Annotated in this window: 30 protein-coding genes and 1 pseudogene; 9 read left to right on the top strand and 22 right to left on the bottom strand. The window is 63.4% G+C overall.

Features of this window, described 5'->3' with window-relative positions:
- Together BM075_RS08935 and BM075_RS24130 are read right to left on the bottom strand one after the other, a co-directional pair.
- Positions 1-276 (bottom strand): transposase (locus tag BM075_RS08935; RefSeq protein ID WP_177208302.1); only part of this gene is annotated, 276 nt, incomplete at its 3' end.
- A 339-nt stretch (positions 277-615) separates the two neighbouring features.
- Positions 616-855: a hypothetical protein gene (locus BM075_RS24130; RefSeq protein WP_143089843.1), complete on the bottom strand. Its 240-nt coding sequence runs from the start codon at positions 853-855 to the stop codon at positions 616-618.
- Between BM075_RS24130 and BM075_RS08940 the strand changes: the two genes are divergently transcribed.
- Both BM075_RS08940 and BM075_RS08945 read left to right on the top strand, forming a co-directional pair.
- On the top strand, positions 854-1150 hold the full coding sequence (locus BM075_RS08940) for a hypothetical protein (RefSeq protein WP_093360342.1): 297 nt from the start codon (positions 854-856) through the stop codon (positions 1148-1150). The genes BM075_RS24130 and BM075_RS08940 overlap by 2 nt on opposite strands.
- 286 nt (positions 1151-1436) lie before the next feature.
- Positions 1437-1625, top strand: a complete 189-nt coding sequence (locus BM075_RS08945) for a hypothetical protein (RefSeq protein ID WP_093360343.1) — start codon at positions 1437-1439, stop codon at positions 1623-1625.
- 235 nt (positions 1626-1860) lie between these two features.
- On the opposite strand, the gene BM075_RS08950 is transcribed toward BM075_RS08945, so the two are convergent.
- Positions 1861-2301 carry an Rrf2 family transcriptional regulator gene (locus tag BM075_RS08950; protein ID WP_093360344.1) on the bottom strand — a complete coding sequence of 147 codons (441 nt, stop codon included), beginning with the start codon at positions 2299-2301 and terminating at the stop codon, positions 1861-1863.
- Between the two features lie 81 nt (positions 2302-2382).
- Here BM075_RS08950 and BM075_RS08955 point away from each other — a divergent pair, with 81 nt between their 5' ends.
- On the top strand, positions 2383-3852 hold the full coding sequence (locus BM075_RS08955) for an MFS transporter (protein ID WP_245758797.1): 1470 nt from the start codon (positions 2383-2385) through the stop codon (positions 3850-3852).
- On the top strand, positions 3849-4478 hold the full coding sequence (locus BM075_RS08960) for an SAM-dependent methyltransferase (RefSeq protein WP_093360345.1): 630 nt from the start codon (positions 3849-3851) through the stop codon (positions 4476-4478). The genes BM075_RS08955 and BM075_RS08960 overlap by 4 nt, the downstream gene beginning before the upstream one ends.
- A gap of 313 nt (positions 4479-4791) precedes the next feature.
- Here BM075_RS08960 and BM075_RS24795 read toward each other — a convergent pair.
- The 17 genes and pseudogenes from BM075_RS24795 to BM075_RS09045 form a co-directional block, all read right to left on the bottom strand.
- Positions 4792-4914 (bottom strand): annotated as a pseudogene (locus BM075_RS24795) (IS3 family transposase); the annotation flags it as partial.
- A gap of 470 nt (positions 4915-5384) precedes the next feature.
- Entirely contained in the window at positions 5385-6041 is a 657-nt protein-coding gene (locus tag BM075_RS08970) for a dihydrofolate reductase family protein (protein WP_093360347.1), read from the bottom strand.
- Positions 6042-6043: 2 nt separating this feature from the next.
- Positions 6044-6448 (bottom strand): DUF1428 domain-containing protein, encoded by a 405-nt coding sequence (locus BM075_RS08975; RefSeq protein WP_093360348.1) that lies wholly within the window; start codon positions 6446-6448, stop codon positions 6044-6046.
- A gap of 13 nt (positions 6449-6461) precedes the next feature.
- Entirely contained in the window at positions 6462-6944 is a 483-nt protein-coding gene (locus tag BM075_RS08980) for a VOC family protein (RefSeq protein WP_093360349.1), read from the bottom strand.
- Positions 6945-7011: 67 nt separating this feature from the next.
- Positions 7012-7620 carry a dihydrofolate reductase family protein gene (locus BM075_RS08985; RefSeq protein ID WP_093360350.1) on the bottom strand — a complete coding sequence of 203 codons (609 nt, stop codon included), beginning with the start codon at positions 7618-7620 and terminating at the stop codon, positions 7012-7014.
- Positions 7621-7656: 36 nt separating this feature from the next.
- Complete coding sequence (locus tag BM075_RS08990; protein WP_093360351.1) at positions 7657-7989, bottom strand: YciI family protein; 333 nt, start codon at positions 7987-7989, stop codon at positions 7657-7659.
- 25 nt (positions 7990-8014) lie between these two features.
- A complete protein-coding gene (locus BM075_RS08995; protein ID WP_093360352.1) occupies positions 8015-8458 on the bottom strand; it encodes an SRPBCC family protein in 444 nt (147 codons plus the stop codon).
- A 27-nt stretch (positions 8459-8485) separates the two neighbouring features.
- Positions 8486-8851, bottom strand: coding sequence for a YciI family protein (locus BM075_RS09000; protein ID WP_093360353.1), 366 nt, complete (start codon positions 8849-8851; stop codon positions 8486-8488).
- 64 nt (positions 8852-8915) lie between these two features.
- Positions 8916-9263, bottom strand: coding sequence for a YciI family protein (locus BM075_RS09005; protein ID WP_093360354.1), 348 nt, complete (start codon positions 9261-9263; stop codon positions 8916-8918).
- Positions 9264-9309: 46 nt separating this feature from the next.
- Positions 9310-9735: a VOC family protein gene (locus tag BM075_RS09010; protein ID WP_093360355.1), complete on the bottom strand. Its 426-nt coding sequence runs from the start codon at positions 9733-9735 to the stop codon at positions 9310-9312.
- Positions 9736-10009: 274 nt separating this feature from the next.
- Positions 10010-11170 carry an acetylornithine deacetylase gene (argE, locus tag BM075_RS09015; RefSeq protein ID WP_093360356.1) on the bottom strand — a complete coding sequence of 387 codons (1161 nt, stop codon included), beginning with the start codon at positions 11168-11170 and terminating at the stop codon, positions 10010-10012.
- Positions 11167-12123, bottom strand: coding sequence for a DUF6963 family protein (locus tag BM075_RS09020; protein ID WP_093360357.1), 957 nt, complete (start codon positions 12121-12123; stop codon positions 11167-11169). Before BM075_RS09020 ends, argE begins: the two co-directional genes overlap by 4 nt.
- A complete protein-coding gene (locus BM075_RS09025) occupies positions 12120-13106 on the bottom strand; it encodes an ABC transporter ATP-binding protein (protein WP_093360358.1) in 987 nt (328 codons plus the stop codon). The genes BM075_RS09020 and BM075_RS09025 overlap by 4 nt, the downstream gene beginning before the upstream one ends.
- Positions 13103-14158, bottom strand: a complete 1056-nt coding sequence (locus BM075_RS09030) for an ABC transporter ATP-binding protein (RefSeq protein ID WP_245758798.1) — start codon at positions 14156-14158, stop codon at positions 13103-13105. Before BM075_RS09030 ends, BM075_RS09025 begins: the two co-directional genes overlap by 4 nt.
- Entirely contained in the window at positions 14155-15090 is a 936-nt protein-coding gene (gene nikC, locus BM075_RS09035; protein WP_245758799.1) for a nickel transporter permease, read from the bottom strand. Before nikC ends, BM075_RS09030 begins: the two co-directional genes overlap by 4 nt.
- A gap of 10 nt (positions 15091-15100) precedes the next feature.
- A complete protein-coding gene (locus BM075_RS09040; RefSeq protein ID WP_093360359.1) occupies positions 15101-16021 on the bottom strand; it encodes an ABC transporter permease in 921 nt (306 codons plus the stop codon).
- A 55-nt stretch (positions 16022-16076) separates the two neighbouring features.
- Positions 16077-17615, bottom strand: coding sequence for an ABC transporter substrate-binding protein (locus BM075_RS09045; RefSeq protein WP_245758800.1), 1539 nt, complete (start codon positions 17613-17615; stop codon positions 16077-16079).
- A gap of 169 nt (positions 17616-17784) precedes the next feature.
- Between BM075_RS09045 and BM075_RS09050 the strand changes: the two genes are divergently transcribed.
- Positions 17785-18666 carry a MurR/RpiR family transcriptional regulator gene (locus BM075_RS09050; RefSeq protein ID WP_143089844.1) on the top strand — a complete coding sequence of 294 codons (882 nt, stop codon included), beginning with the start codon at positions 17785-17787 and terminating at the stop codon, positions 18664-18666.
- A 29-nt stretch (positions 18667-18695) separates the two neighbouring features.
- Positions 18696-19790, top strand: a complete 1095-nt coding sequence (menC, locus tag BM075_RS09055) for an o-succinylbenzoate synthase (protein ID WP_093360361.1) — start codon at positions 18696-18698, stop codon at positions 19788-19790.
- A gap of 302 nt (positions 19791-20092) precedes the next feature.
- Here the strand turns inward: menC and BM075_RS09060 are convergent, their stop codons facing one another.
- Entirely contained in the window at positions 20093-20512 is a 420-nt protein-coding gene (locus BM075_RS09060; RefSeq protein ID WP_093360362.1) for a hypothetical protein, read from the bottom strand.
- Positions 20513-20906: 394 nt separating this feature from the next.
- Entirely contained in the window at positions 20907-22154 is a 1248-nt protein-coding gene (locus tag BM075_RS24990) for an RNA polymerase sigma factor (protein WP_218152845.1), read from the bottom strand.
- Between the two features lie 363 nt (positions 22155-22517).
- Between BM075_RS24990 and BM075_RS09070 the strand changes: the two genes are divergently transcribed.
- The 3 genes from BM075_RS09070 to BM075_RS09080 all read left to right on the top strand — a co-directional run bounded on the left by BM075_RS09070 (position 22518) and on the right by BM075_RS09080 (position 26175).
- The gene (locus tag BM075_RS09070) at positions 22518-23534 is read left to right on the top strand and encodes an LLM class flavin-dependent oxidoreductase (protein WP_093360364.1); all 1017 of its coding nucleotides are present in this window, start codon (positions 22518-22520) and stop codon (positions 23532-23534) included.
- Between the two features lie 592 nt (positions 23535-24126).
- Positions 24127-25170, top strand: a complete 1044-nt coding sequence (locus BM075_RS09075) for an NAD(P)-dependent alcohol dehydrogenase (protein WP_093360365.1) — start codon at positions 24127-24129, stop codon at positions 25168-25170.
- 90 nt (positions 25171-25260) lie between these two features.
- Positions 25261-26175 (top strand): AraC family transcriptional regulator, encoded by a 915-nt coding sequence (locus BM075_RS09080; RefSeq protein WP_093360366.1) that lies wholly within the window; start codon positions 25261-25263, stop codon positions 26173-26175.
- Positions 26176-26186: the final 11 nt, after the last annotated feature.

Below are 26186 nucleotides of genomic sequence, written 5' to 3' on the forward strand. Positions count from 1 at the left end.
GTCCGGAACGGGCCAGTCCAGCCCTGCCAGGCGCAGGAGGCTCGCGACCATCCCGGCTGTCTGCCTGAGCGGCAGCTTGAACAGAACCTTGATCGATAGGCAGAACTGGATCGCGGCATTCGAAAAGACCGGCGGGCGCCCTGGGCGTCCCTCATGCGGCGCGTGCCAGACCATCTCCTTGTCCAGCCAGATCAGCAGCGACCCGCGCTTCCTGAGCGCATCGTTGTAGGTGGACCAGTTCGTTGTGCGGTAGCGGGCGGGCTTGGGCTTGCTCATGTACCTCGTCTAACCGCATGAATTCCCGATGTGAATCCTTCACCGGCTGAGTTCTGCAACAACGCCCATCGTCTGTCTCCTTTGTAAGGAACAGACTAACTCGAAATTGCAGACTTTTCAGGGGAGCAGGTCAAAATCATTGACCTTTGGGTGCGGGGCAAACTTGAAGGCAAACTCTGTCGGGGCGATGGAGTTGGGCTACAGGCGATTGAAGTTGATTGGGGACTACTGTCCCATAAGGCGCTGGCCAAACTCATCGGTGATCTCACTGCGGAAGAAGCGGCCAGATATCTCATCGTCAACGTCGCCGGGGTCAGGCGCCTAAGAGATGCGGGATACCTAGAAGAAATTTCGCGCAGGAACCCTGATACCAATCACTGCAAGCGATACATTACTAAACAAAGCATCTCTGCGTTCGAGCAGCAATATGTCACCCTCGGGCAGCTGGCGAAAAAGCAAGGCATTAGACCTATCCACCTTGCCCGAAAGCTCGACCGTGACGGCGTTGCGCCCATAACTTGCAATGCTGGACCAGTAAGGGTTTATCCAATCGATGTCCTGGAAGGGGGATGCAATCATGGCTGAAAATCACACCATTGAGCTGTCTGACACTGAATTCTCCGCGCTCTGCGACCTCGGGAAAAAGAATGGTGTTACGCCAGAGGAGCAGGCCGCACTGCTTATCGAAGAGTATTTCGACACCTCGAGCCGAGACCGAGAAATGGAAGTGTCCGTCGAATTCTTACGTGAAAACGCGGATGCGGTATTGGAATTGGTCGCTCAGGGTCCTGTCTACGTCAGAGCTGGGAACGGCCGTGCCTTTGTGATCATCCTGAAAGACACCTATGATCGCCTGTCCTGCCTGATTGAGTAAGTTTCCGCAAGATTTCCAGTACTCTAGCCTGTCAGATGCGGCACCGAGTGGGCAAGCATATGGGCACCGGTATCTCTAGCGCGCCGCTTGTGACGGAGCGGTTGAGAATAGCAAAGACGGGAAACGCGAAGACCTCACCTATCTAGGGGGCTCCCGCCCTTGCGGAAAACTGCCCGAAGAGACTAAATTCGATGGTTCAAGCGTCCAGCAAGTAAGGCTTCGTGAGCTTTGGCACGTCCGGCACTTCATGATAAGATAGGCAGGCGCTGGCGCAGGAGGTGTAGTAGTGACGACCCCAGAAAAGCAGGGCAAAGGCCTTCGAGATCAGATAGGGCGCGAACCTGAGACACTTTCCGAACGTGTCGAGGTGCTGCAAAATAAAGTGAAAGCGCTTGGCCTCACCGCAACGTTGTCTGTGTCTGACGTGAAGGCCTTCATGGATGACCTATGGGGCGAGAACGACCATAGCAATTAAGGCTGCGTATTCTCATGTGATCGCCACTGCATATGAGGACGATTGACCGCCAGATCTTAATAAGACTGCCCGCACATATTGCGAGTTCCGCGCAAGCGGTCGTTCGTGGATGCTGCGGCTAACGGCAGGTTCGAGCCCAAAGTGCACGATGCTGCGCGGTGCATGAATGTCCACTTACGTGATTTGCTTTTGATCACTTGCCTTATGATATCGTTGCGACTCTCTTGCTCAAAACCTATGAAGCTACGTTGCAGTTCGCCATTTCTTGTCGCCAGCCTGCTGTTAGCTGGGCGACCGTCACTGCACCAAGTGATCGCTCAAATTGAATCCGCGCTGCGTTCAACGCTTCGGTCGTGGCGGCGTTCGCTTCGCGGGCAAGCAGACAGGTTGGCTCATCCTCATCATTGCCAAGCGCAAACAAGGTCGGTGATCCTAGGGCCTTGTAAATGGAAAGCAGGGTGACTTCGTTCAACGGCTTCATCAAAATCCAGCCGCCGCCATGCCCCTTCGTGGACGTGACAATTCCCGCGTCGCGCAGCCCTGCCATCGTGCGGCGCACCACGGCGGAATTGGTCTGCAACATCTGCGCGATCAATTCTGATGTTGCTGGCTCGTCCATGCCGTCAAGATGGAGAAGGGCATGAAGAACGCGGGAAAGTCTTTTATCCTGACGCATTTTGGGTCTCCATCGCTCATATGTAACATTTGAAAACACAAGAGATTGACTCTTGGTGTATTATGGTACATTTGATGTTACATGAATATTTTCAAAAGTACCATGGCCGATGTGTCTCAGCACGAGCCGCGCTCCGACAGGTGGATGGCCTTGGCCGTTCTGTTCCTTGCCAGCTTCATGAACCTGATTGACGTCAGCATCGTGAATGTCGCCCTACCGCGCATACAAGCGGACACGGGTGCGACAGCGACCCAGCTTGAATGGGTGGCGGCAGTCTACGTTCTTGCCCTTGCCGTGGGCCTGCTGCCCTTTGGTCGCTTCGGTGATGTGTTCGGACGCCGTCGCATGTTCCTGTGGGGCCTGCTTGGGTTCACTGCCGCATCCGTTCTTTGCGGGGTCGCACCTGATATACTGACCTTGATTGCGGCCCGCACGGCGCAGGGGAGTTTCGCCGCAATGATGGTGCCGCAGGTTCTTGCGATTGTGCATGTGATCTTTCCACCGGATGAAAAGGCCCGGGTCTTTGGTCTGTTTGGTACAGTCTCCAGCCTTGGCGTCGTCGCAGGGCCGATCATTGGCGGCGCGTTGATTACCACTGATTTAGCGGGGCTGGGCTGGCGGCTGGCCTTCCTGATCAATGTTCCGCTTGGTGCGGTCGCCTTGATCGGCGCACTGCGCTTTGTCCCTGATCTGGAGACTGACACCACGTTGCGCCCTGACTGGATCGGGACGGGATTGTTTGCCGGGGCAATCGTTCTTTTGGTTCTGCCGCTGATCGAGGGTCGAGTCCTTGGCTGGCCGTGGTGGACGTTTGCGGCACTCTTGGCCTGTGGGCCAATGATGGCCGGCTTTGTGCTTTGGGAACGCCGCCTGAGCAAACGCAGCTTGTCCGCGCTGATGCCCGAGGGACTTTTACAAAACCGGCCCTACCTGATCCGCCTTGGGCTGGTGATCTTGTTCTTCTCCGGCATCCCCGGTCTGTTCCTTGTCCTCGCCATCTTCCTGCAATCCGGGTTTGGCCTGTCAGCCCTGCAAAGCGGCCTTGTGACCACGCCCTTCCCTGTCGGCGTCATGCTGGCGTCCACACTCACATCACGCTTTGGAAACGCGTATCTGACACTCAGAATTGCGTGCGGTGCTGCACTTCTGACGATCGGCATGATTGGACTTCGGGTCGTGATCAACGGCGTTGGGACTGACCTGAACCCGTATCTGTTCACGGTGCCGTTGATCATCTGCGGCTTTGGCATGGGAACGGCGGTCATGTCGCTGTTTCAGGTCACAATGTCGAGCGTTGAAGCGCAAGATGCAGGGGCCGGTTCTGGTGCCATGCAAGCGTTCCAACAAGTCGGCGCAGCCCTCGGGATCGCAATCGCAGGTCAGATATTCTTCTCCCGTCTCGGCGAGGACGACATGGAAGTGGGAGCAGAGGCCGCGTCCCGTTTTGTCCATGCCGCATCACAAGCCACGCTCTATTCGATGGCCGTCTTTGCGGCCTTGGCCCTCGGCCTTGGAGTGTCAGCCTATCGCCACAGAAAGCCCCCACAATGACCGATAACTCATCAAACTCCTCGCAAGATTTTTGGGAACCACATTACGCCAAAATGACTCGTCCGTCTGGCGGCCGTGTCTCCGCCGTTTTGAAGCAGTTTGTCGAGGCGCGACCAATCGGAATCGCGCTTGAACTGGGGTGCGCCCGTGGCGACGACGCAATCTGGCTGGCAAAGCAAGGATGGACGGTCACAGGGGTTGATGTTGCCGAGGCCGCGTTGAGTGCGGCCCGTGCATCCGCGCAGGAAGCGAACGTCTCAGATCGAACGACATTTGAACGGCATGACCTGGGTATGACCTTTCCAACTGGAAAATTCGACTTGGTGACAGCGATGTTTTTCCATTCACCGGTCGATTTTGGGCGGGTTCAAGCTCTGCGCCGTGCCGCGCAATCCGTCGCTCAGGGCGGGCTTCTTTTGATCGTTGCACATGGTTCACGCGCCCCTTGGTCATGGGCTGATCCAGATACGGTCTATCCAACTGCACAAGACGAGCTGGTGGACCTGGCTCTGAACACAGACGATTGGCGGAACGTCTTTGTCGGACCCATCGAGCGAGCTGCGATAGGCCCGAAGGGGCAGAGCGCTGTGGTGATTGACACAGTCATTGCCATTGAGCGGAGTTAATCACGGTTCTTGAACGCTTTCCGGAGGCGAGCGTTTTCCAAAGCGGTCATTGGCTCAGCAATAGTGAATGCTCGCTTTGTCCGCTTACCGGCCCTTGCCCCACGCCGCGCCCAAGGTCCGGTTTGGGTCAGAAATGCTTGACGTTTGGGCCAATATTGCGTGACGCTGCCCCTTGGCAAGATGCAGAAAACCAGCCCCATTGAGTCAAAGATGCTCGACGTTCCACATTCCAAGAAATGGTTTATATCCAACTGGTTACGGCATTTTCCTGTTTGATGGGCAAATGGCTTTCACACCTTGTCGGTGCCGGAGTGACCGTCAGCCCCTCCGACCGCCAGATCCACTCCACGCGCTTCACTTCGGCCGTCCACACGGCCTCCTTAAGCAGAGAAGCGATACGGCGGTAGCCATGGCACCCGTACCGGGATGCGGGCGCGTCGCGCGCGACGAGCAACTGGCACGAAGCCTTCTTCAGGACGGGCCACTTTTCAGCGGGCAGACGGCTCGCCCATATCCACGCCTCATCTGAGTAGTCACGGAACGCGAAGCTGGGTAAGCGCGGGACGGGCTTCAGGTCGGCGAGCGTCTCAGAGACATCAGTCGCGCGGGCTTTGTCGTTCCCGTCCTGCGCCGAGTCCGTTTCGAAGGCTCCGGCAGGCGCCAGACCGACCCTCAATTCAAGGTGTTGACTGTGTGTGAGAACAAGCCGTGGTTGCGCAGCGGACTCAAAGCCACGGATCTGGCTCGGGCGCATCGAACAAGCGTGGCGGCATATTCCTTGCCAGCGGCGGGATCTCAGTCGATCGAAATGCCGTTCGTAGCGGGGACCATGGGCCTCTTCCAACAGAGCTACTCGGGTCTGAGCGGTCACGCGACGGGTGCTGCGAAGCCTCACCCGTTCCGGCCTCAGCCGCCCGTGCGGGCCAGCATGACGTGCATCACCCCGCTCAGTGACGCGACCATCTCGATATCATAGCGATCCTCGAGCGACTCCATCCCATCCCAAAGGCGGACGCCCCGGCCGAGAAGGACCGGGACCACCACGATGTGCATGTGATCGACCAACCCGGCGGCGACGAAGTCCCGGACCATGCTCGGCCCCCCGCCAATCCGCACATCCATGCCGCCTGCCGCGTCGCGGGCCGCCGCGAGGGCCTCGGCAGGCGCTGCGTCCAGGAAGTGGAACGTGGTGCCGCCCTCCATCTCAAGGGGCGGGCGCGGGTGGTGGGTGAGAACGAAGACCGGCGTGTGGAACGGCGGGTTCGCACCCCACCAGCCGGTCCAGTCCGGATCCTCGTGCCAGCCGGGCGGGCCGAACTTGCCGGCCCCCATGATCTCGGCACCGATGCCGTGCGAGAACTGCCGCACAAGGGCGTCATCGATCCCCCGTGTGCCGCCCTCCTGGCCGAACATCTGGCGGCCCCATCGGGTCGCGAACATCCACTCGTGCAGCTTGTGCCCGGCGTGGCCGAACGGCGCCTCGCGGCTGAGGCCGACGCCCGTGCCGAAGCCGTCCAGCGAAACGGCAAAATGCTGGACGCGGGTGCGGGATGTCCCGGCCATGGCTACGCGTCCTCGCCATGCGCATCCGGCGCGACGTCCACCACCGGGACGAAGCCGCCGTAGATCAGGCGTTTGCCATCGAACGGCATCGGGTTCTTCGCCGGGTCCATGCGCGGGTCGGCCGACTCGGGGGTGTTCATCCAGTCGGTCATCGTCGCGTAGGCCGCGTCACGCGTCGCCTTGTCCGGCCACTCGACCCAAGAGAAGGCGACCGTCTCGCCGTCCTCCGCCTGCACGGCCCGGCGGAAGTCGGTCAGGGTCCCCTCCGGCACGGAGTCTCCCCAGCATTCGACCACCCGGAGCGCCCCGAGGTCGAGGAACACCCCGTCAGCCCGCCGGGCGTGGTCGATGAACGCCTCCCTGTTTGCCGTCGGAACGGCGATCACGAAACCGTCTACGTAGGTCATGCGGGGTCCTCCCTCAGCTTTCCGCCGCCGCGCGGTCCAGCGCGGCAATGTCGATCTTCTGCATGGTCATCATCGCCTCCATCGCGCGCTTCGCCTTGGCGCGGTCAGGGTCCGTCGTGAGCTCCATCAGCCGCCGCGGCGTAATCTGCCAGGAATGCCCCCACCGATCCTTGCACCAGCCGCAGGCGCTCTCGGTGCCGCCGCCACCGACGATGGCGTCCCAGTAGCGGTCGGTCTCCTCCTGGCTCTCGGTCATCACCATGAAGCTCACGGATTCGTTCGGTGTGAACGTCGGTCCGCCGTTCAGGCCCAGGAAGGGCCGCCCGAGCACGGTGAATTCCACGGTCAGCTCGGCGCCCTCCCGGCCGCCGGGGAAGTCGGTCGGGGCGGGGTTCGTGCGGCCGACGTGGCTGTCGGGGAAGGTGGCGGCATAGAACTCTGCCGCCTTGCCGGCTTCGCCGTGGTCATACCACAGGCAGGTTACGAGTTCGGTCATGGTCGTCCTCCTTGTCCTTGCTTGGAACATCGCCCGCCCGCATGCCGGGCCGGTCCGGCGCGTCGGTTCAGTCCACTGGCCGGTCGTAGGAGCCCGTCCGAAGCGGCCCCGCCGGCTGATACCGGCTGATGATCACCCCCGAGCCCGCGCGCTCGATCCCGACGAGCCTCAGTTCGCGCGCCCCGAAACCCTCCCGGAAAAAGCGCTTGCCCGCGCCGAGCAGAACCGGCGCCACCAGCAGCACGATCTCGTCGGCGAGGTCCTGCTCCACCAACACCGGCGTCAGCGTCGAGCTTCCCCAGGTGACCAGGTCCGGCCCCTCCGTCGCCTTCACGCGGCGGATGCCCGCGACGATATCCGCGCCGAGCGCTTCCGCGGGCCCCCAGTCGAGGCTCCGCGCCCCGTGCGTCGCGACGAACTTTGTCGCGCCGTTCAAACTGTCGGCCAACGGCCCGCGCCGCTTCGGCCAGTAGCTGCCAAAGATGTCGTAGGTCCGCCGCCCGATGAGCAGGTCGAAGCTCTGCCCGTAGACTGCCTCAATGGCCTCTCCCACCGCGGGGTCGCTAAACGGCATCGCCCATCCGCCGTGGGCGTAGTCGCCGTCCTCGTCCGGCGCACCCGGCGCCTGGATCACCCCGTCGAGCGACATGTGTTCGATGATCCGGATCTTCCGCATCCACTTGCCCTCCCTTCACTCACCTCCCCGGGCGGCCTATGGCGCCTCGAGAAGCGGCCAGACCTCGACCACCCCGTGGGCCACCGCGCAGGGCGTTTTCGCGACCAGAGCGACAGCCTCCGCAAGGCTCTCCGCCTCGATGAGGGCGAACCCCGCCACCGGCAACGCCGAGGCCATGAAAGGCCCATCCTCTGTCGCCACGCCCGCCGCCCCGGGGTTGCGGACCTGCACCGGCCCCCCGGCCACGCCCATCACTGCGCCCGCCTGGCGAAGCGCCGCGTCGGCCGCGTGGGCGGCGTCCCGCAGCGCAGGCGCCGTCCGGTCGTAGCCGGCGCGATCCCCGTATCCGATCGTCACGAATGTCGGCATCTGTCCTCCCCCGCGTCCCGGCCCCTCAGCCGGGGATCTCCGGCTCGATCAGCCGCTTGAGATTGTCGAGCGACTGCTGCCAACCCAGATAGCACGCCTCTGCCGGGATCAGGTCCGGCACGCCCTCCTGAACGATCTGCACATCCGCTCCCACCGAAACCGGCACAATCGTGACAGTCACCTGCATCTCCCCCGGCAGGTTCGGGTCGTCGAAGGCGTCGGTGTATCGCACCCGCTCGCCCGGCGTGAGCTCGACGAAACTTCCCCCGAAGGCATGGCTGTCCCCGGTCGTGAAGTTGCGAAAGCTCATGCGGAAGCGACCGCCGGCATTCGGCTCGAACTCGTGCACGGTGCAGGCGAAGCCGTCGGGCGGGAGCCATTTCGCGAGCGCATCGGGTTCGAGGAAGGCGCGGTAGACCTTCTCGGGCGAGGCCGCGAGCACACGGTGCAGACGGATCGTACTGGGCATAGGGCGTCTCCTTCGGGTCCGGTGGGCTCACATGTCGGGGATCGACAGGATCGGCATGACCTCGACCGCGTCGCCCGGGAAAATGGTGTAATGCGGGTGGTCCTCGAAAAGCTTCGCCGCCGCCTCGTGGCTTTCCGCCCGAACGATCGAGAATCCGCCGAGCGCGTTGCTCACCTCCTCGATGCCGTCCGCCGACACGCGCCGCGTCTTGCCGAGCGGCCCGCCGATCTCGACGATGGCGTCGGAGTGGCGCTCCGTCCAGGCTTGCCAGGCGGCCATGCCCTCCTGTTCCCTGGCCTTGCGGGTGTCGTCGTCCAACGCCTTCCAGTCCTGCATGCGCGCGCTGGTCTGGCTGCCGAGAAAAACGGCGAGGAATGTTGTTTGGGTGCTCATGTGTCCTCCTTCCCGCGTCCGGCGGGGGGCAATGGGGCTGAATGGGGGTCGGTGTCCCGCCGTGTCACTCGGCGGCTTGACCGAGGTCGAGCTGGCGAACGGGGCGGACTTCGATGGCGCCGTGCTTCGCAGGCGGGATGCCACTCGCGATCTGGATCGCCTCGTTGAGGTCGTTTGCCTCCACAAGGTAGAAGCCGGCGAGCAGCTCCTTGGTCTCCGCGAACGGGCCGTCGTAAAGCTGCACCTGGCCGTTCCGCACCCGCACTGTGGTCGCGGTGTGGACGGGGTGCAGCGGCTCGGCGGCCAGCAGGCGCTTGCTCTCCTCCAGCCCCTGCGCGTAGTCGGCGCAGACCGGATCGGGGCAGGCACTCCAGTTCTCCTGGTCGAGATAGACGAGGCAAAGGTATTTCATGCGCGTTTCCTTTCACATGTTGCGGGAAGGCCGGTACCGGCGCCGCCTACATCGTCACTTCGCCGTTGATCGCCCAGGGCGTCCCGAAGCGGTCGACAAGCATGCCCGCGCCCTTGGCGTAGAAGGCCGGCGCAAAGGCCATGGTCACCGTGCCGCCCTCGGCAAGCGCCTCGAAGACGCGTTGGGCCTCGGCGACGGTCGGGTAGGTCATGGTGATCGTAATGCCCTTGATGCCATCGTACGGCATGCAGGCCGGAGCGTCGCCGGCGAAGATATAGGAGCCATCGTCGAACCGCAGCCGGGCGTGCACGATCCGGTTGGCCTCGTCGGGCGGCATCTCGGGGGCCATCGGCGTATCCGCGCCGCGCAGCATCATCTCCAGCGTCGCGCCGAGGCCGAGCACACCCTCATAGAGCCGCATCGCCTCCGCGCAGGTGCCGTCGAATCCGAGGTAGGGTATGGCCTGTGCCATGGGGTCTCCTTGCCGTTTCCAATTTCGTGAGGGCCGAGGTTCCGGGCCTCCTCGTACATTGGTCGAACGGGCAGGGGCGGATTCGACAGCGGGACGAAATTTTTTTGGGGGGGAGGTCGCAATCCGTGTTGGTCCGCTATGCGGACGAAGAGGCCGTGCCGTACCAATAGGCAAATGTCTCGAATGGAGCCGGTAGCGGTCGGTCGGCTTGTAGATGATTATTGCCTCATAGCGGGCATTTTCGGTGCCGGCTATGCCATGGCTGCCGAAATGTTCAGGCGCTTAGGCGACCGAGCAGCCGGTCCAGCATCGCATCGCATGCGGCGAGCTGGGTTTCCTCGATGTATTCGTCGGGTTTATGTGCCTGCTCCATGTTCCCCGGTCCGCATACCACCGTCGGGATGCCCGCTTTCTGGAAGAAACCGGCTTCGGTGCCGAAGCTTACCTTGGTGGCCGGAGCGAGCCCGCCTGTGGCGAAGGCCAGTGTGGCGGCCCTTCCTTCCGACGCTGTCTCGAGCCCCGGATAGGCGTTCGTTTCCTCGATGTCGATGCGGGCATCGGGATGTACGCGAAGATGGCCGGCGAGGAGACGGTCGCTCGCGTTCTCAATACGCCCGAGTATTCCTGCTGGTTCCTCTGCGGCGAGATGCCTGATCTCGAATTCGAGGACGGCGGCCTCCGGCACGACGTTGAGCGCGGTGCCGCCGGAAAGCACGCCGGCATGGACCGTGGAAAAGGCGATGTCGTATGCGCTGTCACGCACGCCGGTCTTTTCCAGTTCCTCCTGAACGTCGCGCAAAATGCCAATGAAATCCGTGGCGAGATGAAGCGCGTTCAGATGGCGTGGCGCCGAGGCGGAATGTCCGGAACTGCCGTGAAAGGTCACGCGGTAGGAGGTCTTGCCCTTGTGTCCGGTGGCGACGCGCATCGATGTCGGTTCCCCGACCACGCAGCAGTCCGGCTTGCCGATCGTGTCATCGAGTTGGCCGATCATCTCCGCGATGCCGACGCAGCCGATTTCCTCGTCATAGGAGAAAGCAAGCTTCAGCGGTTTTGCAAGTTTTTGCCTTGCCGCCCGGTCCGCGGCTGCAAGGGCCGCCGCGGCAAAGCCTTTCATATCGCATGTGCCGCGGCCGTAAAGCTTCCCGCCGCGGTGGGTAAGCCGGAAGGGATCCGCCGTCCAGGCCTGGCCGTCGACAGGGACGACATCGAGATGCGCTGACAGCAGCACGCCGCCGGGCTGTTCCGGTCCGATCGCCGCGAAGATGCCGGCCCGCGTCCCCGTCTGGTTGGGCAGGCGAAAGCAGCGAAACCCGATCGACTGCAGATGATCGACTATGTAGTCGGCGATGTCGCAATAGTTTTCGGCGGTACACACCGAGGGAAAGCTTACCAAGCAGTCGAGATGCTCGAGCGTCGAAGTCCCGTCGTTCATTCGCCATCACCCCGCTTGGCGGCGTAGGAGATGGAAAAGCGGGCTTGCCCGCTCAGGCTGACCACACGGCCGTCCCGGACCACCACGTTCGGCTCGACAAGGGTCGTCCCGATTACCACACCGTCGCGGACAACCGGAGCTCCCAGATAGATGGCGGCGCAGTTGCGTTCGCCTGACAGCAGCCTCTGCGCATCGGTCTCGATCCGCTGCACCTCGCCATCGGCATCGATGATGACGCGATGCGCCTCCGCCAGGACCAGCGGCGTGCCAGCGCAGACGGCGATCGAACCTGCGGGCTCCGGGTCGGGCTGCATGATGCCCAGCGCGATGTCCGCGACCAGCGCCGCAAGGCTGGCATGCGGCGCGATGGCGTTGTGAAGGATTGCGACGGTTGCCGAACCTGCCGTGCGCCGCGCGCCACCGAGATCGGGGCGGCTTGCGACGAGGCGGCTATTCCGGGCCGCAATCCCTGCATGCGGCCCCAGCGCGATCATGCCCGCGTCGGCCTCGGGATTGGCCTCGAACACCTGGGCCAAGGCGGCCTGCGCGTCCAAGCCCCTGCCCATTGCGGCGAGAACGGCCTTGTTGAGCGGAACGCCGTCATCTCCTTCGGCGTTCGGCAGGCGATGCCCGGTCACGAGACCGATTGCCGGATCGGCGGCGAGGAACTGGGAGAGCGGCGAGGGCCGGTCGGGTCCGCTCGACATGACCGCCGCACGGCGAGCGGAGGCCACGCTCGGAGGAGGTACGGTACCGGTCGTCTCGCCCTCGGTGAAGAGTGTCGACGTGCCGCCACGCTGCGTTTCGGCGGTATGGAGCGTTCCGTCTTCCGCAATGGCGGCGAATACGGCGAAGCCGCCGATCGAGCCCGTCCCGACCCGTTCGGCCGCCTGCAATGCCTTGAAGACGGCGAGGCCGGCATTCGGTCCAAGCGCCCCGATACCGATCGTCATGCGGCGCTTCGTGCGGCGGGTGCATCCGGGGCGCGCAGGTGGCACGCCGCACGGTGTTCGCCGTCCACTGTGTTGAGCGCCGGCGCCTTCTGACGACAGATGTCTTCGGCGATCGGGCAGCGGGTGTGGAAATGGCATCCGGGTGGCGGATCGACCGGGCTCGGCACGTCGCCCTTCAGGACGATGCGCTCGCGCCTGCGCGCGCCGGGCTTGGCGACCGGCACGGCGGACAGAAGCGCCTGCGTGTAAGGATGCTGCGGATTGGAAAAGAGCATGTCGCGCGGCCCGATCTCGACGATGCGTCCGAGATACATCACCGCGACGCGGTGGCTGACGTGCTCGACCACGCTCATGTCGTGCGAGATGAAGAGGAGCGACAGCCCCATCTCCTTCTGCAGGCGGATCAGCAGGTTGATCACCGAGGCCTGGATCGAGACGTCCAGCGCCGAGACGGGTTCGTCGGCGATGATGATCTCGGGATCGACGATGAGCGCCCGCGCGATCGACAGGCGCTGTCGTTGCCCGCCCGAGAACTCGTGCGGAAAGCGCGTCATCTGGTCCGCCCGCAGACCGACCTTCTCGAAAACCTCGGCCACCCTGCGCGTCAGGTCGCGGCCAGAAGCGATGCCGTGGATCTTCAGCGGCTCGCCGACGATGGCGCCGGCCGTCATGCGCGGGTTGAGGGAGCCGTAGGGGTCCTGGAAGATCGTCTGGATTTGCCGACGCACGGGCTTCATGAGCCGCCGGCTCAGGCCGGCGATGTTCTGGCCGCGCACCACGATGGCACCTTCGGTCGGGTCGTGGAGCTTCATGATCAGTTTGCCGACGGTCGACTTGCCGCAGCCGCTTTCGCCCACCAGTCCGAGCGTCTCTCCGGGGCGGATCTCGAGCGACACGCCGTTGACGGCGTTGACGAAACGACCCCCGCGCATCGGAAAGCGTTTCACCAGACCTTGCACGGCGAGGACGGGGGCGGGAGTCATGTGGGGCTCTCCAGTTCGTCGGAATGCCAGCAGGCGGCAATATGGCCGGGGCGCTTCGTCTCCAGCGGTGGCGTCTCGGCGCGGCACTTGTCGGTCGCGTAGGAGCAGCGGTCGGAAAAGCGGCAGCCGGGCGGCAGGTCGGTCAGGGGCGGCACCACACCCGGGATCTCGTTCAGCTCCGTGTCGCCCACTGCGCCGGCCTGTCCGAGGCGAGGCAGGGCACCGAGCAACCCCAGCGTGTAGGGATGGCGAGGCGCGCGGAAGACCTCTTCGACACTGCCTTCCTCGATCTTCTGGCCGGCATACATGACGATCACGCGGTCGGCCGTTTCCGCCACGACGCCCATGTCGTGCGTGATCAACATGATCGCGGCGCCGGTCATGTCGCGCAGTTCCTGCATCAGTTCCAGTATTTGCGCCTGGATGGTCACGTCCAGCGCCGTCGTCGGTTCGTCGGCGATCAGCACCTTCGGATTGCAGGACATGGCGATGGCGATCATGATGCGCTGGAGCATGCCGCCAGAGAACTGATGTGGATATTCCTTCAGCCGGTGCTCCGGCGCGGGAATGCTGACCCGGCGCATCATCTCGACGGCGTGTCTGCGCGCCTGATCCGCGCTCATTCCCAGATGCTGCCTGATCCCCTCGGTCATCTGGCGGCCGATGCTGAGCACCGGATTGAGCGACGTCATCGGCTCCTGGAAGATCATCGAAAGGCTCGAGCCGCGCAGTTTCTGCAACTGCCGGTCAGTGAGTTTCGTCAGGTCCTGCCCGTCGAAGAAGACCCGGCCCCCGGCGATCCGCCCGGGCGGCTCCGGGATCAGCCCCATGATTGACAGCGAGGTGACGCTCTTGCCCGAACCGCTCTCTCCGACGATCGCCAGGATCTCGCCCGCCTTCAATTCGAAGGAAACGCCGTCCACCGCGCGTACCGAACCGGCCTTGGTCCGGAAGTCGGTGCACAGGTCCTCGACGGCCAGTACCGTCTTTGCATCGGTTGCCCTCGTCCGGACCGGCGTCTCGGACAGGTCGTTCATGGCGACGTCACTCATGATTTCTGCCTCGGATCGAGTGCTTCTCGGATGCCGTCGCCGAGAAGGTTGAATGCCAGCACGACGATCATGATCGCCACCCCGGGATAGATCATGATCCACGGGGCCAGGGTGAAATAGTCGCGGCCGGCCGAAAGCATCGCGCCCCATTCCGGTGATGGCGGTTGTGCGCCGAGGCCCAGGAAGCTGAGCCCGGCTGCTGCCAAGACCGCGGACGAGACACCGAGCGTCGCCACGACGATCAGCGGAGGCACGATGTTGGGCAGCAGGTGGACGAAGATCAGTCGCAGATGGCCGGCGCCGGCGACGTAGGCTGCATCGAAATAGGCGCGATTGCGCTCGACCAGCGTCACCGAATACGCGACGCGGGCATAGAACGGGATGGCGGCGACGCCGACGGCGATCATCGCGTTCGTCAGGCTCGGCCCGAGCACGGCGACGGCGGCCAGCGCGATCAGGGTCTCAGTGAAGGAAAACACGACGTCGACGAGGCGCATCAGAACCCGCTCTGTCCAGCCACCGGCATAGCCCGCGACCAGCCCGGTTATGGTTCCGATGGTCAGCGAGATGCCGACCGCGATGAGGCCGACCTGGATCGTCAGTCGCGCGCCGTAGATGACCCGGCTGAAGATGTCGCGGCCGAACTCGTCGGTCCCGAACCAGTAGTCGCCGTTCGGCGGAAGCAGGGACATGCCGGCGCCCATCTGGTCGGCCGGGTAAGGCGCGATCAGCGGCGCAAAGATCGCCACGACGATCAGCGCGAGAACCAGAAAAAACCCGAGTTTCGCACCCCTGTTGGCCGTGGCCGCGCTGAAGACGGTATGGAGGTTGCGGGCGAAGACATACCAGCGGCCCTGCGTATCGGGCACGGGATCGACGTGGCTGCCTGCGGCAGATGCGATGGCCATTGCATTGCGAACGCGTTGCTGCATGGTCCCCGCCTCAGTACCGGATGCGCGGATCGAGCCACGCGTAGATGACGTCCATCAGCAGCGACACCGTCACGACGATGCAGGCAAACATCAGGATGAAGCCCTGTATGAGCGGGTAGTCGCGCTGGAAGATGGCCTGGATGGCCATGCGGCCGACGCCGTTCCATCCGAAGACGTTCTCGACCACGATCGCACCGCCCATCATGTAGGTGAACTGCAGGCCGATCATAGTGACGATCGGGACGAGGCCGGCGCGCAGCGCATGGCCATAGAGCACCATCGCCTTGGGAAGCCCCTTGGCGCGGGCCGTGCGAATGAAATCCTGGTCGAACACGTCGATCATCGAGGATCGGGTCAGACGGGCGATAATCGCGGCGTTGGTGACCCCCAGCGTTACCGCGGGCAGAACGAGGTTCTCGATACCGTTGCCGGCGACGGGGAACCATTGCAGCCGCACGGCGAAGAAGAAGAGCAGGATCAGGCCGAGCCAGAAATGCGGCATCGACACACCGAGGATGGCGGTCGTCATCAGGGACGTGTCGAGCCAGCTGCCTCTCTTGTAAGCGGCGATGAACCCGGAGACGAGGCCGATGACACATGCAATCAGCAGAGCGGCGCCGGCAAGCGCCAGCGTGTTGGGAAGCCGCTCCAGCAGCAGTTCCAGCACCGGCTGTTCGCCGCGGATTGTGGTGCCGAGATTGCCCTGCAGTACGCGGCCCATGTACTGGACATACTGAACGACCAGCGGCTCGTTGAGACCGAGGCGCTGGCGCACCTCTTCGAGCTCTTCCGGCGTCGTGCCCTGCGACTGCGCGTACATGATCTGCACCGGATCGCCGGGAACGAGGTGGATCAGCATCGAGACCGCGATGGTCGTGATCCATATCGTGAGCAAAGCGGCTAATGATCTCTGGAGCAGGTAACGGTCCATCATGGCTCTCCGGCGAGTGATATTGCGGGCGGGCCAGGGCCCGCCCGCGCTTCAATCAGGGCTGCATGGCGGCAAATTGAGCCCGGTTGAAGGGTCCGATCTTGAAGCCCGGCGTGTCGGCGGAAACCGCGTAGAGCCAGGCCCATCCCGGCGTGTAGATCGGCACCTGGCCGGCTTCCTCGAGCAGGATCTTGAATGCCTGCTGCACGACTTCCTTGCGCGCCTCCGGTTCGACCGTGGAGCGCATCTCCTCGAGGATCGCATCCAGCTCGGGCGTGTGGAAGCCTTCATAGGCGCCCGGTGAGTGCCACAGAAGGTAGAGCAGGTCGGGGTCGAACCATGTCCAGCCCATCAGGTCCATGTATCCCGGACCCTCTTCCCGGTTGTTCTCCTGCGTATCGCGCGCATTCAGCGTTCCGATGTCCATGACCTCGATGTTGGCCTGGATGCCGACCTGCGAAAGCTGGTTCTGGATCATCTGAAGCATGCGTTCGCGGCTGTCGCCCGTCCACGTCGCCAGCGTCACCTCCATCGGGTTGTCCGGACCGTAGCCCAGTTCCGACAGCAGGGCCTGCGCCTGTTCCGGATCGTAATCCTGGTCGTACTGCTTGCAGAATTCCGGATCGTTGCCGAAGACGCCGCGTGATATCGGGCAATATTGCCGTTCGACGAGATCGCCGTAGACGACCTGGATCGCCATATCCTTGTCGATGGCGTGAGAGACGGCCCTGCGTGCCCGTGCGTCATCGAAGGGCGGGCGGTTGACCGCGAACTGCAGGAACATGTTCTGGCCGGTGCCGGTGGCGACATGGACGTCGACGGCCTCGTCTTCCTGCAGCGACTTCACCTCCTGGATCGGCGGCGCGATGACGTTCAGTTCGCCGGTCCGCAATCCGGCGACGCGTGTCTGCGCCTCCGGCATTGTGCGCACGACGAGCCTGTCGGCGAACGGCGCGCCGTCATTGTCGACGGGCCGGCCGCGATTGACGTAGTCGGCGTTCTTTCCGAGCACGATCTCGGACCCCTTGGTCCAGGATGCGAACTTCCATGGTCCTGTGCCGAGCGCCGAGGAGACGCCGAAACCGTCCGCATCGGCGTTGGTGTCGCACAGCATCGAGGTGAACTGGTCCGCCATGAAGGGCACAAAGGCGCCGAACGGCTTCGAGAATTTGAAGCTGACCGTCAGGTCGTCGACCTTGTCGACCGAGGTGATCGGCCCCCAGCTTGCTTTGGTGAGGCTCGGATTGTCCTCGCCAAGCGCGCGCTCAGCCGTCCAGACAACATCGTCGGCGTTGAACGGCGAACCGTCGTGACAGACGATGCCCTCGGCAAGTGTGAAGGTGACCTCGGTACCGTCGTCGGCAACCTCCCAACTTTCCGCCAGGTTCGGAACCGGCTCGCCGGCATCATTGAACTCCAGCAGGGAGTCGTAGATCTGGTACCAGACCTGGCGCGAGAGGGTGGAGGTGGCGCGGTGTGGATCGAGCGAGTCGATGTCACCATCGCGCGCCCAGACGATGTCGTCGGCCATGGTCGGCGCGGCGATGCCCAGTAGTATTGCGCCGGTCAAGGCCACAGTCATCCTGACAGACATTTGATGTCTCCTTTGTCGAACTGTACGTCGGAGCCTTCGTTTCGAAAGGCGTTGTGCGCCGCCACACAACCGAAAGGTGATACGAGAATTTTAGTTTGTCAAAGGGTTAAAAAAATTGTTTCAATGAGGGCGAGCGGTGGACCCAGCCGTGCCCGGCAAAGAGACGCGCATGCCTAAAAATGAGACGGAACAGACCAAGCCGAGGGCTTTCGAGCGCCGTATCAAGGCGGTCTACGACACCATGCCGGCAAGCGAACGCACGCTGGCGGACCGCGTGCTGGAGTATCCGGGCGATATCATCATGTGCTCGGCGACCGAACTGGCGGAACTCTCCGGCGCGTCGAAGGCGGCTGTCACGCGGTTCGTCAAACGGCTCGGCTATCACGACTTCCGAGACATGCAGAAGGAAATCCGCCAGGCGCAGACGACCGGCGATCCTATCTTCCTGACGTCGGGAACGATGCGCATGGAAGCCAAGCAGGGATCGCTTGCCGCGCATTTCGAACAGGATATGGACTGCCTGCGCCGCACGGCGGACAATATCGACGAAGAAACGGCTCTCGCCGTGGCACGGCAGATCGTCAAGGCACGGCGCATCGTCTGTCTCGGCTTCCGCAACAGCCACTTCTTTGCCGCCTACGCGCGTCGGCTGATCATCAACACGCGTCCCAACGTCATGGTCATGCCGAGTGCGGGGCAGATGCTGATGGAGGACATGTCGGACCTTGGCGAGAAGGATCTCATCTTCGCCGTGGGCCTCAGGCGGCGGACGCCGACCCTCGGCAAGACTATGGAACTGATGCAGAAGCAGAAAGTCCCGATTGCCTACATCACTGACCGGCGCGCCGTAACGACCACGAAATTCGCGACCTGGACGCTTGCCTGTCACGTGCGCGGAACCTCGCTCTTCGACTCCTATGTCGGTGTCATCAGCCTCATCAATTTCATCTGCACGCGCGCAAATCACATCGCCGGCAAACCGGCGCGGCAACGCCTCGGCCGGATCGAAGAAATGCTGGAACTGCTGGGCGAGCTGGACTCCAGCAACTGAAACCCGACGAATTGGATGGAGGGCCGCCGATGCGCCTCGACAAGATCGATGTCTTTCATGTCGCCATGCCGCTCAAGCAGCCGTGGAAGACCGCGTTCAGCGAAGAACACGCGATCGATAGCGTGCTGGTGCGTATAAGGAGTGGCGACGACATCGGCTGGGGTGAGGCGGCGCCATACGCGGCGCCAGAATTCTCGCCCGAGTGGGCTGGCGGCTGCACTCATCTCATCCGCAACATCCTTGCGCCATTTCTCGAGTGCACGTCTATCGCCAGCGGCCAAGAGCTTCAGCACAAGCTATCGCGCTTCAAGGGGAACCAATTCGCTAAGGGCGCAATCGACACCGCCTACTGGGACCTGGTCGCAAAGAAGAAGGGCGTGTCGCTCTGGACGTTGATCGGCGGCACGAATCCGGAAATCGCCGTGGGCGCCGATATCCCGGTGCAGGACAGCGTGCAAAAACTGCTCGCCGATGTCGCGGCCTCCATCGAGGCGGGCTTCCCGCGAACGAAGCTGAAGTTCCGTCGCGACAGCGGATTCGAGATGGTCCGCCGCGTCCGCGAGGCTTTTCCGGACGCAACGATTCACATAGACTGCAACGGCGGCTTCACGCTTGAGGACCTTCCGCTGTTTCGCGAGCTGGATGCGCTTCAGCTGACGATGATCGAACAGCCCCTTTCAGGCGACGATCTGATCGATCATGCCCGTCTTCAGGAACACCTGGATACGCCAATCTGCCTGGACGAGAGCATCACCTCGGTCAAGCGTGCCGAGCAGGCGATCGATATTGGCGCGGCGCGCTGGATCAACATCAAGCACGGCCGCGTCGGTGGACTGACGAACGCGATCGAAATCCACAAGCTTTGCATTAAACGCGACGTGCCTTGCTGGATTGGCGGGATGCTGGAGTCCTTTGTCGGGCAGGGAGTTTCCATGGCCATGGCCACCTTGCCGGGGCAGGCCTATGCGGCGGATATTTTTCCGGAAGGCCGGCTCTACGCGGACGATCTCGCCCACCCGCCCATCCTTCTTTCGGGCAGCGGCACGGCGATGGCCCCGGATCGGCCGGGTCACGGCTTCGAGCCGGTTCCCGAGCGATTGAAGAACTGCCTTGTACGCCAGTAGGAGTTTAGCGGAGCTCCAACCGCCATAATTACCTGACCGCGTCCGCCAAGCTGAACATTGCGCCTGTGCCTGGGCCCAACAGCGTCTTCGCTTTTGATCACCTCCATACGCCGTCCGGAACGACCGATACGGGGCGCGAAGCGGCCGATCGGGGTGTCGAAGCGAAGGTCGACTAAGCGCTCTAAGCCGACCTCTGCGCGACAGCTGGGTTACGATGCACGGACAATCTTCGCCGGCCGCATACCCGCCAGCCGGACCTTCAGCGAGCGGATCTAGCCGCTGAGGTTCTTCGTCGCTGGTCCTCAGAAAGGCTTGATGAACCTTCTGTAGCGGGCGTGGCGCGAGTTCACGTTCTGGATTTGACAGCAGCCTGAGGCCACGCGCGTGGCTGACGTGTTGCCGACCACGAAGTGCTCGAGATTGAATGCCGCTGCGACCTTCATGTCGCCGTTGGCGCCATCGGAACATCGCGCGGCATCGCGCGCAACCAGTGGCTTCATGGCGCGCTCAAGCGTAACACCCATGCGGTTCGGCAGGCGTCGGATCGAGGGGAACGTATGATCCTGGTTTGTCCGCGTTTCGATCTCCGAGATCGCCACCGTCTTCTGTCGAAGATCTGTGATCTTCGACCAGGCGTCCTCGATCTGGGCCGGGTTCAGGCGGTCGAGGGCATCGAGAAACCGGCGAAAATCGTGGTGCAGCCTGGGTATCCTCCGCGTCAAAAGTCGAGGGATATAGGCCTTTCTGCGACGTGACGAAGCGCACCGACACGGTTTGCGGACACCCCCCGTTTTTTTCCGGGCCGCCGCGCCGCTCCGATTTGCGGAGCCCTCGATGCCCCGGAACATGGCGCCGGTTCGCGCGGACTCGGCCGAACGAGGGCCGGACCGTTGCGCGCGGTCTCCGGTTTGCTCCGCACCCTGTTCCGACAGTCGCCGAAGGCTCAGCGCGGGCGGCTCCCATCCCGGCTTGGGCCGCGCGCGGGATTTCCGTCGCTCCCCGCGGACGGCGGATCGTTAACAAACCGTGAATTCACCCCCGTAACCCATTGAAAAACCGCGCCCGGCTCCCGTCCCATCCATGGGACACCGCCGTCTCCGACGCGGGCCGTGGCTCCTATCGGTCGATCTCCGCCAGCCGCCGTTCCAGGAACCGCCGCTCCGCCGCCTGCCGGCTCAGCCCCAGCGCCGTCTCATAGCTCGTCTTCGCCTCCTCCAGCCGCCCGAGCCGCCTCAGCAGGTCAGCCTTCGCCGCATGAGCGAGGTGATAGCGACCCAGCCCGCCCGCCTCCATCAGCGGCTCGACAAGCGCCAACCCCGCCTCCGGCCCCTCCGCCATCGCCACCGCCACCGCCCGGTTGAGCGCCACCACCGGCGAAGGCTCCAGCCGCAGCAGCGCGCCGTATAGGCCAGCAATCTCCGCCCAGTCGGTCTCCGCCGTGCTCGGGGCCCCCGCATGAACCGCCGCGATCGCCGCCTGGAGCGTGTAGCTGCCGAACCGCCCCGATTGCAGCGCCGGACCGACCAGCGCGCAGCCCTCCACAATGGCCGCCCGGTCCCAGAGGCTCCGATCCTGTTCTTCCAGCGGCACCAGATCGCCCGCGGCATCGGTCCGTGCCCGGCGCCGCGACTCCTGGAGCAGCAGCAACGCCAGCAGGCCCCGCACCTCTGGCTCCGGCAGCAGATCCGCCAGCAGGCGCGCCAGCCGGATCGCCTCCGCGGAGAGGTCCGGCTTCAGCAGGTCGTCGCCGGAGGACGCCGAATAGCCCTCGTTGAAGACGAGGTAGAGCACCCGCAGCACCCGCCCCAGCCGCTCCGGCAACTCGCTTGCATCCGGAACTTCGTACGGAATCCCCGCGTCCCGGATCTTGGCTTTGGCTCGAACGATCCGCTGCGCCAGCGTGGTCGGTGCAAGCAGGCAGGCGTGCGCGATGGCCTCGGTCGAAAGCCCGCAGACTTCGCGGAGGGTCAGGGCGATACTCGCCTCATCGCCGAAGCTGGGATGGCAACATGTAAAGATCAGCCTCAGCCGGTCGTCCTCCACCGCCTCCCGCTCGTCGAGCGCGGGCGCGCCGTCAGGTATCGCATCGATGTGGCCCGCGGCCTCGCTCCACGGCGTCATCCGCCGCTGGCGTCGGAGCTGGTCGATGGCCTGGAACCGCCCAGCCGAGATGAGCCAGGCCACCGGGTTCTTCGGCATCCCCTCCCGCGGCCAGCGTTCGGCGGCCGCGACAAACGCGTTCTGCAGCGCCTCCTCGGCGAGGTCGAAGCTGCCGAGCAGCCGCACGAGCGTGGCAAACACACGACGGCCCTCGCGCCGGTAGAGATCTTGGATCGCCGCGGAATCGGGCTTTGGCGGGCTCATGGGCATCTCCGGTGCCGTACCTCTCATCCTACCGTGGCCGGCCTTGCAACAGAAGCAGACGCGAGGAGTCGCCGCCAGCGAAACAAAGCGGAGACATCGGAACCTGCCCTCGCCATCGGCGGGGCAGTGGGCTGGCCCTGAAGCAGGGTGCCCTGAGCTTCAGGCGTCACCGACCCGGACGCTGTCTAGAATGGCGACCGGTGACCGGAATATACCCGCGGGACTTGTTGGTGCCTTCAGTGGCTCCGCTCTCGCAGCAAGAGCGCGCTGAAAAACAGGTGGTGTGCGGCAGTGGGGATTGGATGGACGCGTACGACACCCTAAGTCAGGCCAACACCACCGCCGCGCTCCCCTGGAGGTACGATGAAAAAGATTGGCTTTCTGTCATTTGGACACTGGAATCCCGAACCCGGCTCGCCGCTTCAAACGGCGAGGGAGACGTTGATCCAGTCCATTGAACTCGCCGTGGCGGCGGAGGAGTTGGGCCTCGACGGGGCCTACTTTCGCGTACATCACTTCGCCCAGCAACTCGCCTCACCCTTCCCATTGTTGGCCGCCATTGGCGCCCGGACCTCGAAGATCGAGATCGGCACCGGTGTCATCGACATGCGCTATGAAAACCCTCTCTACATGATCGAGGACGCGGGCGCGGCCGACCTGATCTCCGGCGGGCGTTTGCAATTGGGTATCTCGCGCGGCTCGCCCGAACAGGTGATCGACGGGTGGCGCCATTTTGGTTACGCCCCAGCCGAAGGCGAAGACGTGGCGGACATGGCGCGCCGCCACGCTGAGATATTCCTCAAGCATCTCGACGGGGAGGGCTTTGCCCAGCCGAACCCGCGGCCGATGTTCCCCAATCCGCCGGGACTATTGCGGCTGGAGCCGCACGCTCCCGGCCTGCGTCAGCGGATCTGGTGGGGCTCCGCGTCCGACGCGACCGCCGTTTGGGCGGCGCAGATGGGGATGAACCTGCAAAGCTCCACCTTGAAGGTCGACGAGACGGGCGAGCCGTTTCACATTCAGCAGGCCAGACAAATCCGCGCCTTCCGCGCGGCCTGGAAGGACGCCGGACATGCGCACGAGCCACGCGTTTCGGTCAGCAGATCCATCTTCGCGCTGATCAACGACATGGACCGAATGTATTTCGGCCGCGGAAGCGACAGCGACCAGATCGGTCACATCGACAATTTCCGCGGCATCTTTGGCCGCGGCTACGCGGCCGAGCCCGACCGTCTGGTCGAGGAGCTCAAGCAAGACGAGGCGATCGCCGAGGCCGACACGCTGCTCCTGACGGTGCCGAACATGCTGGGCGTTGAGTACAACGCCCATGTGATCGAAAGCATCCTGACCCACGTCGCGCCGGCGCTCGGCTGGCGCTGAGGGCAGGGGCCGGCTCACTCCGATGCACGACGTGATGCCCAGGGTAATGCCGTTCCATGGCGGCGCTATCCACTTGGCCGGGTGCTCGGTCTGTCGCGCGCGGCGCAGCTAATGTGAGCGGTGCCTTGGAATTGGTGTTGCGCGCGGTGGCGGTCGACATTTCGTCCCAGTGGTCAACTTCCCTGCCGCGGGACGTGCCTCCGTCGTATCTGATGTCCGCCTCACCCGGAATCTGGCTGAGTATATCCGTCAGAACCGGTGTGGTGGCGCTGTGGCTATCGATGGCTTCCACGGCCGAGGGATCTCGTGTGACCTCGATCCTCGTACAAAGCTTACAACAAGTCCGCCACCTTGGCGCATCCACTGCGTCGCTCCTGCGATAACGCCGGTCACGTTGGCGTGCCGGGCGGCGAGAGCTTCGATGACGCACGCTGGCACCCGCGGGGGAGCTAGAAAATCCGCCCCGCCCGCCGTCGGGTAAAAAATTGCACACAATCGCGAAACTATAGCGTAGCGCAAATTGGCCCGCGGGATCAGGAATATGCGCACGCTACGGTAGTGGCCTGCGAGGGCAGGCCGTGGGAGGAACACCATGATTGCGGAAGGCGTCGTCCTCGAAAAACAAGGGTCTCTGGCCATTCGAGAGATTGAGCTTCCCGGCTCGCTCGAGCCTGGCCCGGATGATGTTCGGATCAACGTCAAATGCGTGGGGGTCTGCGGCAGCGACGTCCACTACTACGAACACGGCCGCATAGGTGACTTCGTCGTACGAGAGCCGATGGTGCTCGGTCACGAGGCCTCCGGTGTCGTCGATGCCGTGGGCGAAAACGTGACCCACCTGAAGCCGGGTGATCGCGTCTGCATGGAGCCGGGCATTCCCGACTTCAAGTCTGCCGAAACGCTGCGTGGCATGTACAACCTCGACCCGTCCGTACGCTTTTGGGCGACGCCGCCGATCCACGGCTGCTTGACGCCGCAGGTTGTCCACCCAGCCGCCTTGACCTACCGCCTGCCGGACTCGGTGAGTTTTTCGGAAGGCGCGATGGTCGAGCCGCTCGCCGTCGGTGTTTATGCGGCGCTGAAAGCGGACATCTCGCCGGGCGACATTGCGGTCGTGACCGGCGCTGGCACCATCGGGCTGCTGGTCGTGTTCTCTGCGCTGGCAGCGGGTTGCGCGGAGGTCATCGTCAGTGACGTCGCGGCGGAGAAACTGGCCCTGGTTGCGGATATGCCGGAAGTGACCGTGGTCGACGCGAGAACCGGGGACCTGGCAAAAACTGTGGCAGAGCGGACCGATGGCCGGGGTGCAGACGTGTTCTTCGAAGCGTCCGGGTCGACCAAGCCGCATGAGACCATGATCGACATGGTGTGCCCCGGAGGAACCATCGTGCTCGTCGGGATGCCGGCGGGAAAGGTCGCGCTCGATGTCGTCGCCCTTGAGGTCAAGGAAATCACTCTGACAGGGACGTTCCGCTACGCCAATGTTTGGGGTCGCGCCCTAAAGCTGCTCGGAAGTGGCAAGATCGACATCAAGCCCCTGATTTCGGGAACTTACCGGTTCGAGGACTCGGTTGCGGCGTTCGAGCGCGCTGCAGAGCACCGGGCCCAGGACGTAAAGCTGCAGATAACCCTGTAGGCCTCCATCGGAGCGCCGGCGAGACGACGTATCTGCCGGTCTCCAAAGGTCTGATGAGGGCGGCGACTTCATAACACCAAGAGACCGTCGATGCTTTCGAAGCCGATCCGAGAATTGATTGCCACGCCCCTGGATCGGGGCATCCGGGCCTACCAGCACGGGTATCCATCGGACGTGACGATCTGGCATTACCATCCGGAATACGAACTGCACGCCATCCGCCGCAGCAGCGGCCTGTTTTACGTCGGAACCTACTGCGGCTCGTTCAAGCCCGGCAACCTGGTCCTGACCGGCCCGAACCTGCCGCACATGTGGGTCACGGATCGCAGCGGCTACGACGAGGGCGAAACATTCGGGGACTTCATCCCCGACCGCGATCTCGTGATCCAGTTCAGCGGCGAGTTTGCCGGCAATTGCGTGGAGCATTTCGGCGACTGCGCGCCCCTGAGCGACCTGATGACACTAAGCACAGCCGGACTGGTGTTCTCGGAGGAAACGTCCCGCCTGGTCCTGCCTCTCATGGAGGAACTGACCCAGCAAAACGGTCCGCGACGATTGTCGATCTTCTTCGAAATCATCGACCTGCTCGCGCTGGACAAGGATCGGCAGAGCCTGTCGGTCGAATGGCACATTCCCAGATGCCAGAATCCGCGCCGGTTGGATAACATCCTCGGGTTGATCGCCGCCAATCACGACCGCTCTGATTTCACCTGCACCGAAGTGGCGGAAGCGGAGAACATGGAGTTGTCCACGTTCTCGCGTTTCTTCGAACGCCACATGCACTGCACGTGCATCGAATACATCAATCGGTTGCGCATCTTCAAAGCGTGCCAGCTCCTCATCGAGACGGACGCCCGGATCACCGGCGTCGCCTACGACGTCGGCTACGGCACGTTGTCGACGTTCAATCGCAATTTCCAGCGTTTCATCGGCCTGTCGCCTTCCGCCTTTCGCGCCCAGTGGCGCTACGGCGAAACCGTCGGCACCGAAACGCGGGCCTCGTGACAAGGAAGACC

Origin of the sequence: Tropicimonas isoalkanivorans, from assembly GCF_900112335.1 — a bacterium.
In the GTDB taxonomy this organism is placed as follows: Bacteria; Pseudomonadota; Alphaproteobacteria; order Rhodobacterales; family Rhodobacteraceae; genus Tropicimonas; species Tropicimonas isoalkanivorans.

What these genes read in the sequence shown, in the direction of transcription:
- nikC (WP_245758799.1), bottom strand. Translation starts at nt 15,090, where the DNA reads ATGCAGCAACGCGTTCGCAATGCAATGGCCATCGCATCTGCCGCAGGC.
- BM075_RS09075 (WP_093360365.1), top strand. Translation starts at nt 24,127, where the DNA reads ATGATTGCGGAAGGCGTCGTCCTCGAAAAACAAGGGTCTCTGGCCATT.
- BM075_RS08950 (WP_093360344.1), bottom strand. Translation starts at nt 2,301, where the DNA reads ATGCGTCAGGATAAAAGACTTTCCCGCGTTCTTCATGCCCTTCTCCAT.
- BM075_RS08960 (WP_093360345.1), top strand. Translation starts at nt 3,849, where the DNA reads ATGACCGATAACTCATCAAACTCCTCGCAAGATTTTTGGGAACCACAT.
- BM075_RS09045 (WP_245758800.1), bottom strand. Translation starts at nt 17,615, where the DNA reads ATGTCTGTCAGGATGACTGTGGCCTTGACCGGCGCAATACTACTGGGC.
- BM075_RS08940 (WP_093360342.1), top strand. Translation starts at nt 854, where the DNA reads ATGGCTGAAAATCACACCATTGAGCTGTCTGACACTGAATTCTCCGCG.
- BM075_RS09050 (WP_143089844.1), top strand. Translation starts at nt 17,785, where the DNA reads ATGCCTAAAAATGAGACGGAACAGACCAAGCCGAGGGCTTTCGAGCGC.
- BM075_RS08985 (WP_093360350.1), bottom strand. Translation starts at nt 7,620, where the DNA reads ATGCGGAAGATCCGGATCATCGAACACATGTCGCTCGACGGGGTGATC.
- BM075_RS09020 (WP_093360357.1), bottom strand. Translation starts at nt 12,123, where the DNA reads ATGACGATCGGTATCGGGGCGCTTGGACCGAATGCCGGCCTCGCCGTC.
- BM075_RS09070 (WP_093360364.1), top strand. Translation starts at nt 22,518, where the DNA reads ATGAAAAAGATTGGCTTTCTGTCATTTGGACACTGGAATCCCGAACCC.
- menC (WP_093360361.1), top strand. Translation starts at nt 18,696, where the DNA reads ATGCGCCTCGACAAGATCGATGTCTTTCATGTCGCCATGCCGCTCAAG.
- BM075_RS08990 (WP_093360351.1), bottom strand. Translation starts at nt 7,989, where the DNA reads ATGCCGACATTCGTGACGATCGGATACGGGGATCGCGCCGGCTACGAC.
- BM075_RS24130 (WP_143089843.1), bottom strand. Translation starts at nt 855, where the DNA reads ATGATTGCATCCCCCTTCCAGGACATCGATTGGATAAACCCTTACTGG.
- BM075_RS09000 (WP_093360353.1), bottom strand. Translation starts at nt 8,851, where the DNA reads ATGAGCACCCAAACAACATTCCTCGCCGTTTTTCTCGGCAGCCAGACC.
- argE (WP_093360356.1), bottom strand. Translation starts at nt 11,170, where the DNA reads ATGAACGACGGGACTTCGACGCTCGAGCATCTCGACTGCTTGGTAAGC.
- BM075_RS08970 (WP_093360347.1), bottom strand. Translation starts at nt 6,041, where the DNA reads ATGGCCGGGACATCCCGCACCCGCGTCCAGCATTTTGCCGTTTCGCTG.
- BM075_RS09005 (WP_093360354.1), bottom strand. Translation starts at nt 9,263, where the DNA reads ATGAAATACCTTTGCCTCGTCTATCTCGACCAGGAGAACTGGAGTGCC.
- BM075_RS08975 (WP_093360348.1), bottom strand. Translation starts at nt 6,448, where the DNA reads ATGACCTACGTAGACGGTTTCGTGATCGCCGTTCCGACGGCAAACAGG.
- BM075_RS08995 (WP_093360352.1), bottom strand. Translation starts at nt 8,458, where the DNA reads ATGCCCAGTACGATCCGTCTGCACCGTGTGCTCGCGGCCTCGCCCGAG.
- BM075_RS08955 (WP_245758797.1), top strand. Translation starts at nt 2,383, where the DNA reads ATGAATATTTTCAAAAGTACCATGGCCGATGTGTCTCAGCACGAGCCG.
- BM075_RS24990 (WP_218152845.1), bottom strand. Translation starts at nt 22,154, where the DNA reads ATGAGCCCGCCAAAGCCCGATTCCGCGGCGATCCAAGATCTCTACCGG.
- BM075_RS09025 (WP_093360358.1), bottom strand. Translation starts at nt 13,106, where the DNA reads ATGACTCCCGCCCCCGTCCTCGCCGTGCAAGGTCTGGTGAAACGCTTT.
- BM075_RS09030 (WP_245758798.1), bottom strand. Translation starts at nt 14,158, where the DNA reads ATGAGTGACGTCGCCATGAACGACCTGTCCGAGACGCCGGTCCGGACG.
- BM075_RS09080 (WP_093360366.1), top strand. Translation starts at nt 25,261, where the DNA reads ATGCTTTCGAAGCCGATCCGAGAATTGATTGCCACGCCCCTGGATCGG.
- BM075_RS09010 (WP_093360355.1), bottom strand. Translation starts at nt 9,735, where the DNA reads ATGGCACAGGCCATACCCTACCTCGGATTCGACGGCACCTGCGCGGAG.
- BM075_RS09040 (WP_093360359.1), bottom strand. Translation starts at nt 16,021, where the DNA reads ATGGACCGTTACCTGCTCCAGAGATCATTAGCCGCTTTGCTCACGATA.
- BM075_RS08980 (WP_093360349.1), bottom strand. Translation starts at nt 6,944, where the DNA reads ATGACCGAACTCGTAACCTGCCTGTGGTATGACCACGGCGAAGCCGGC.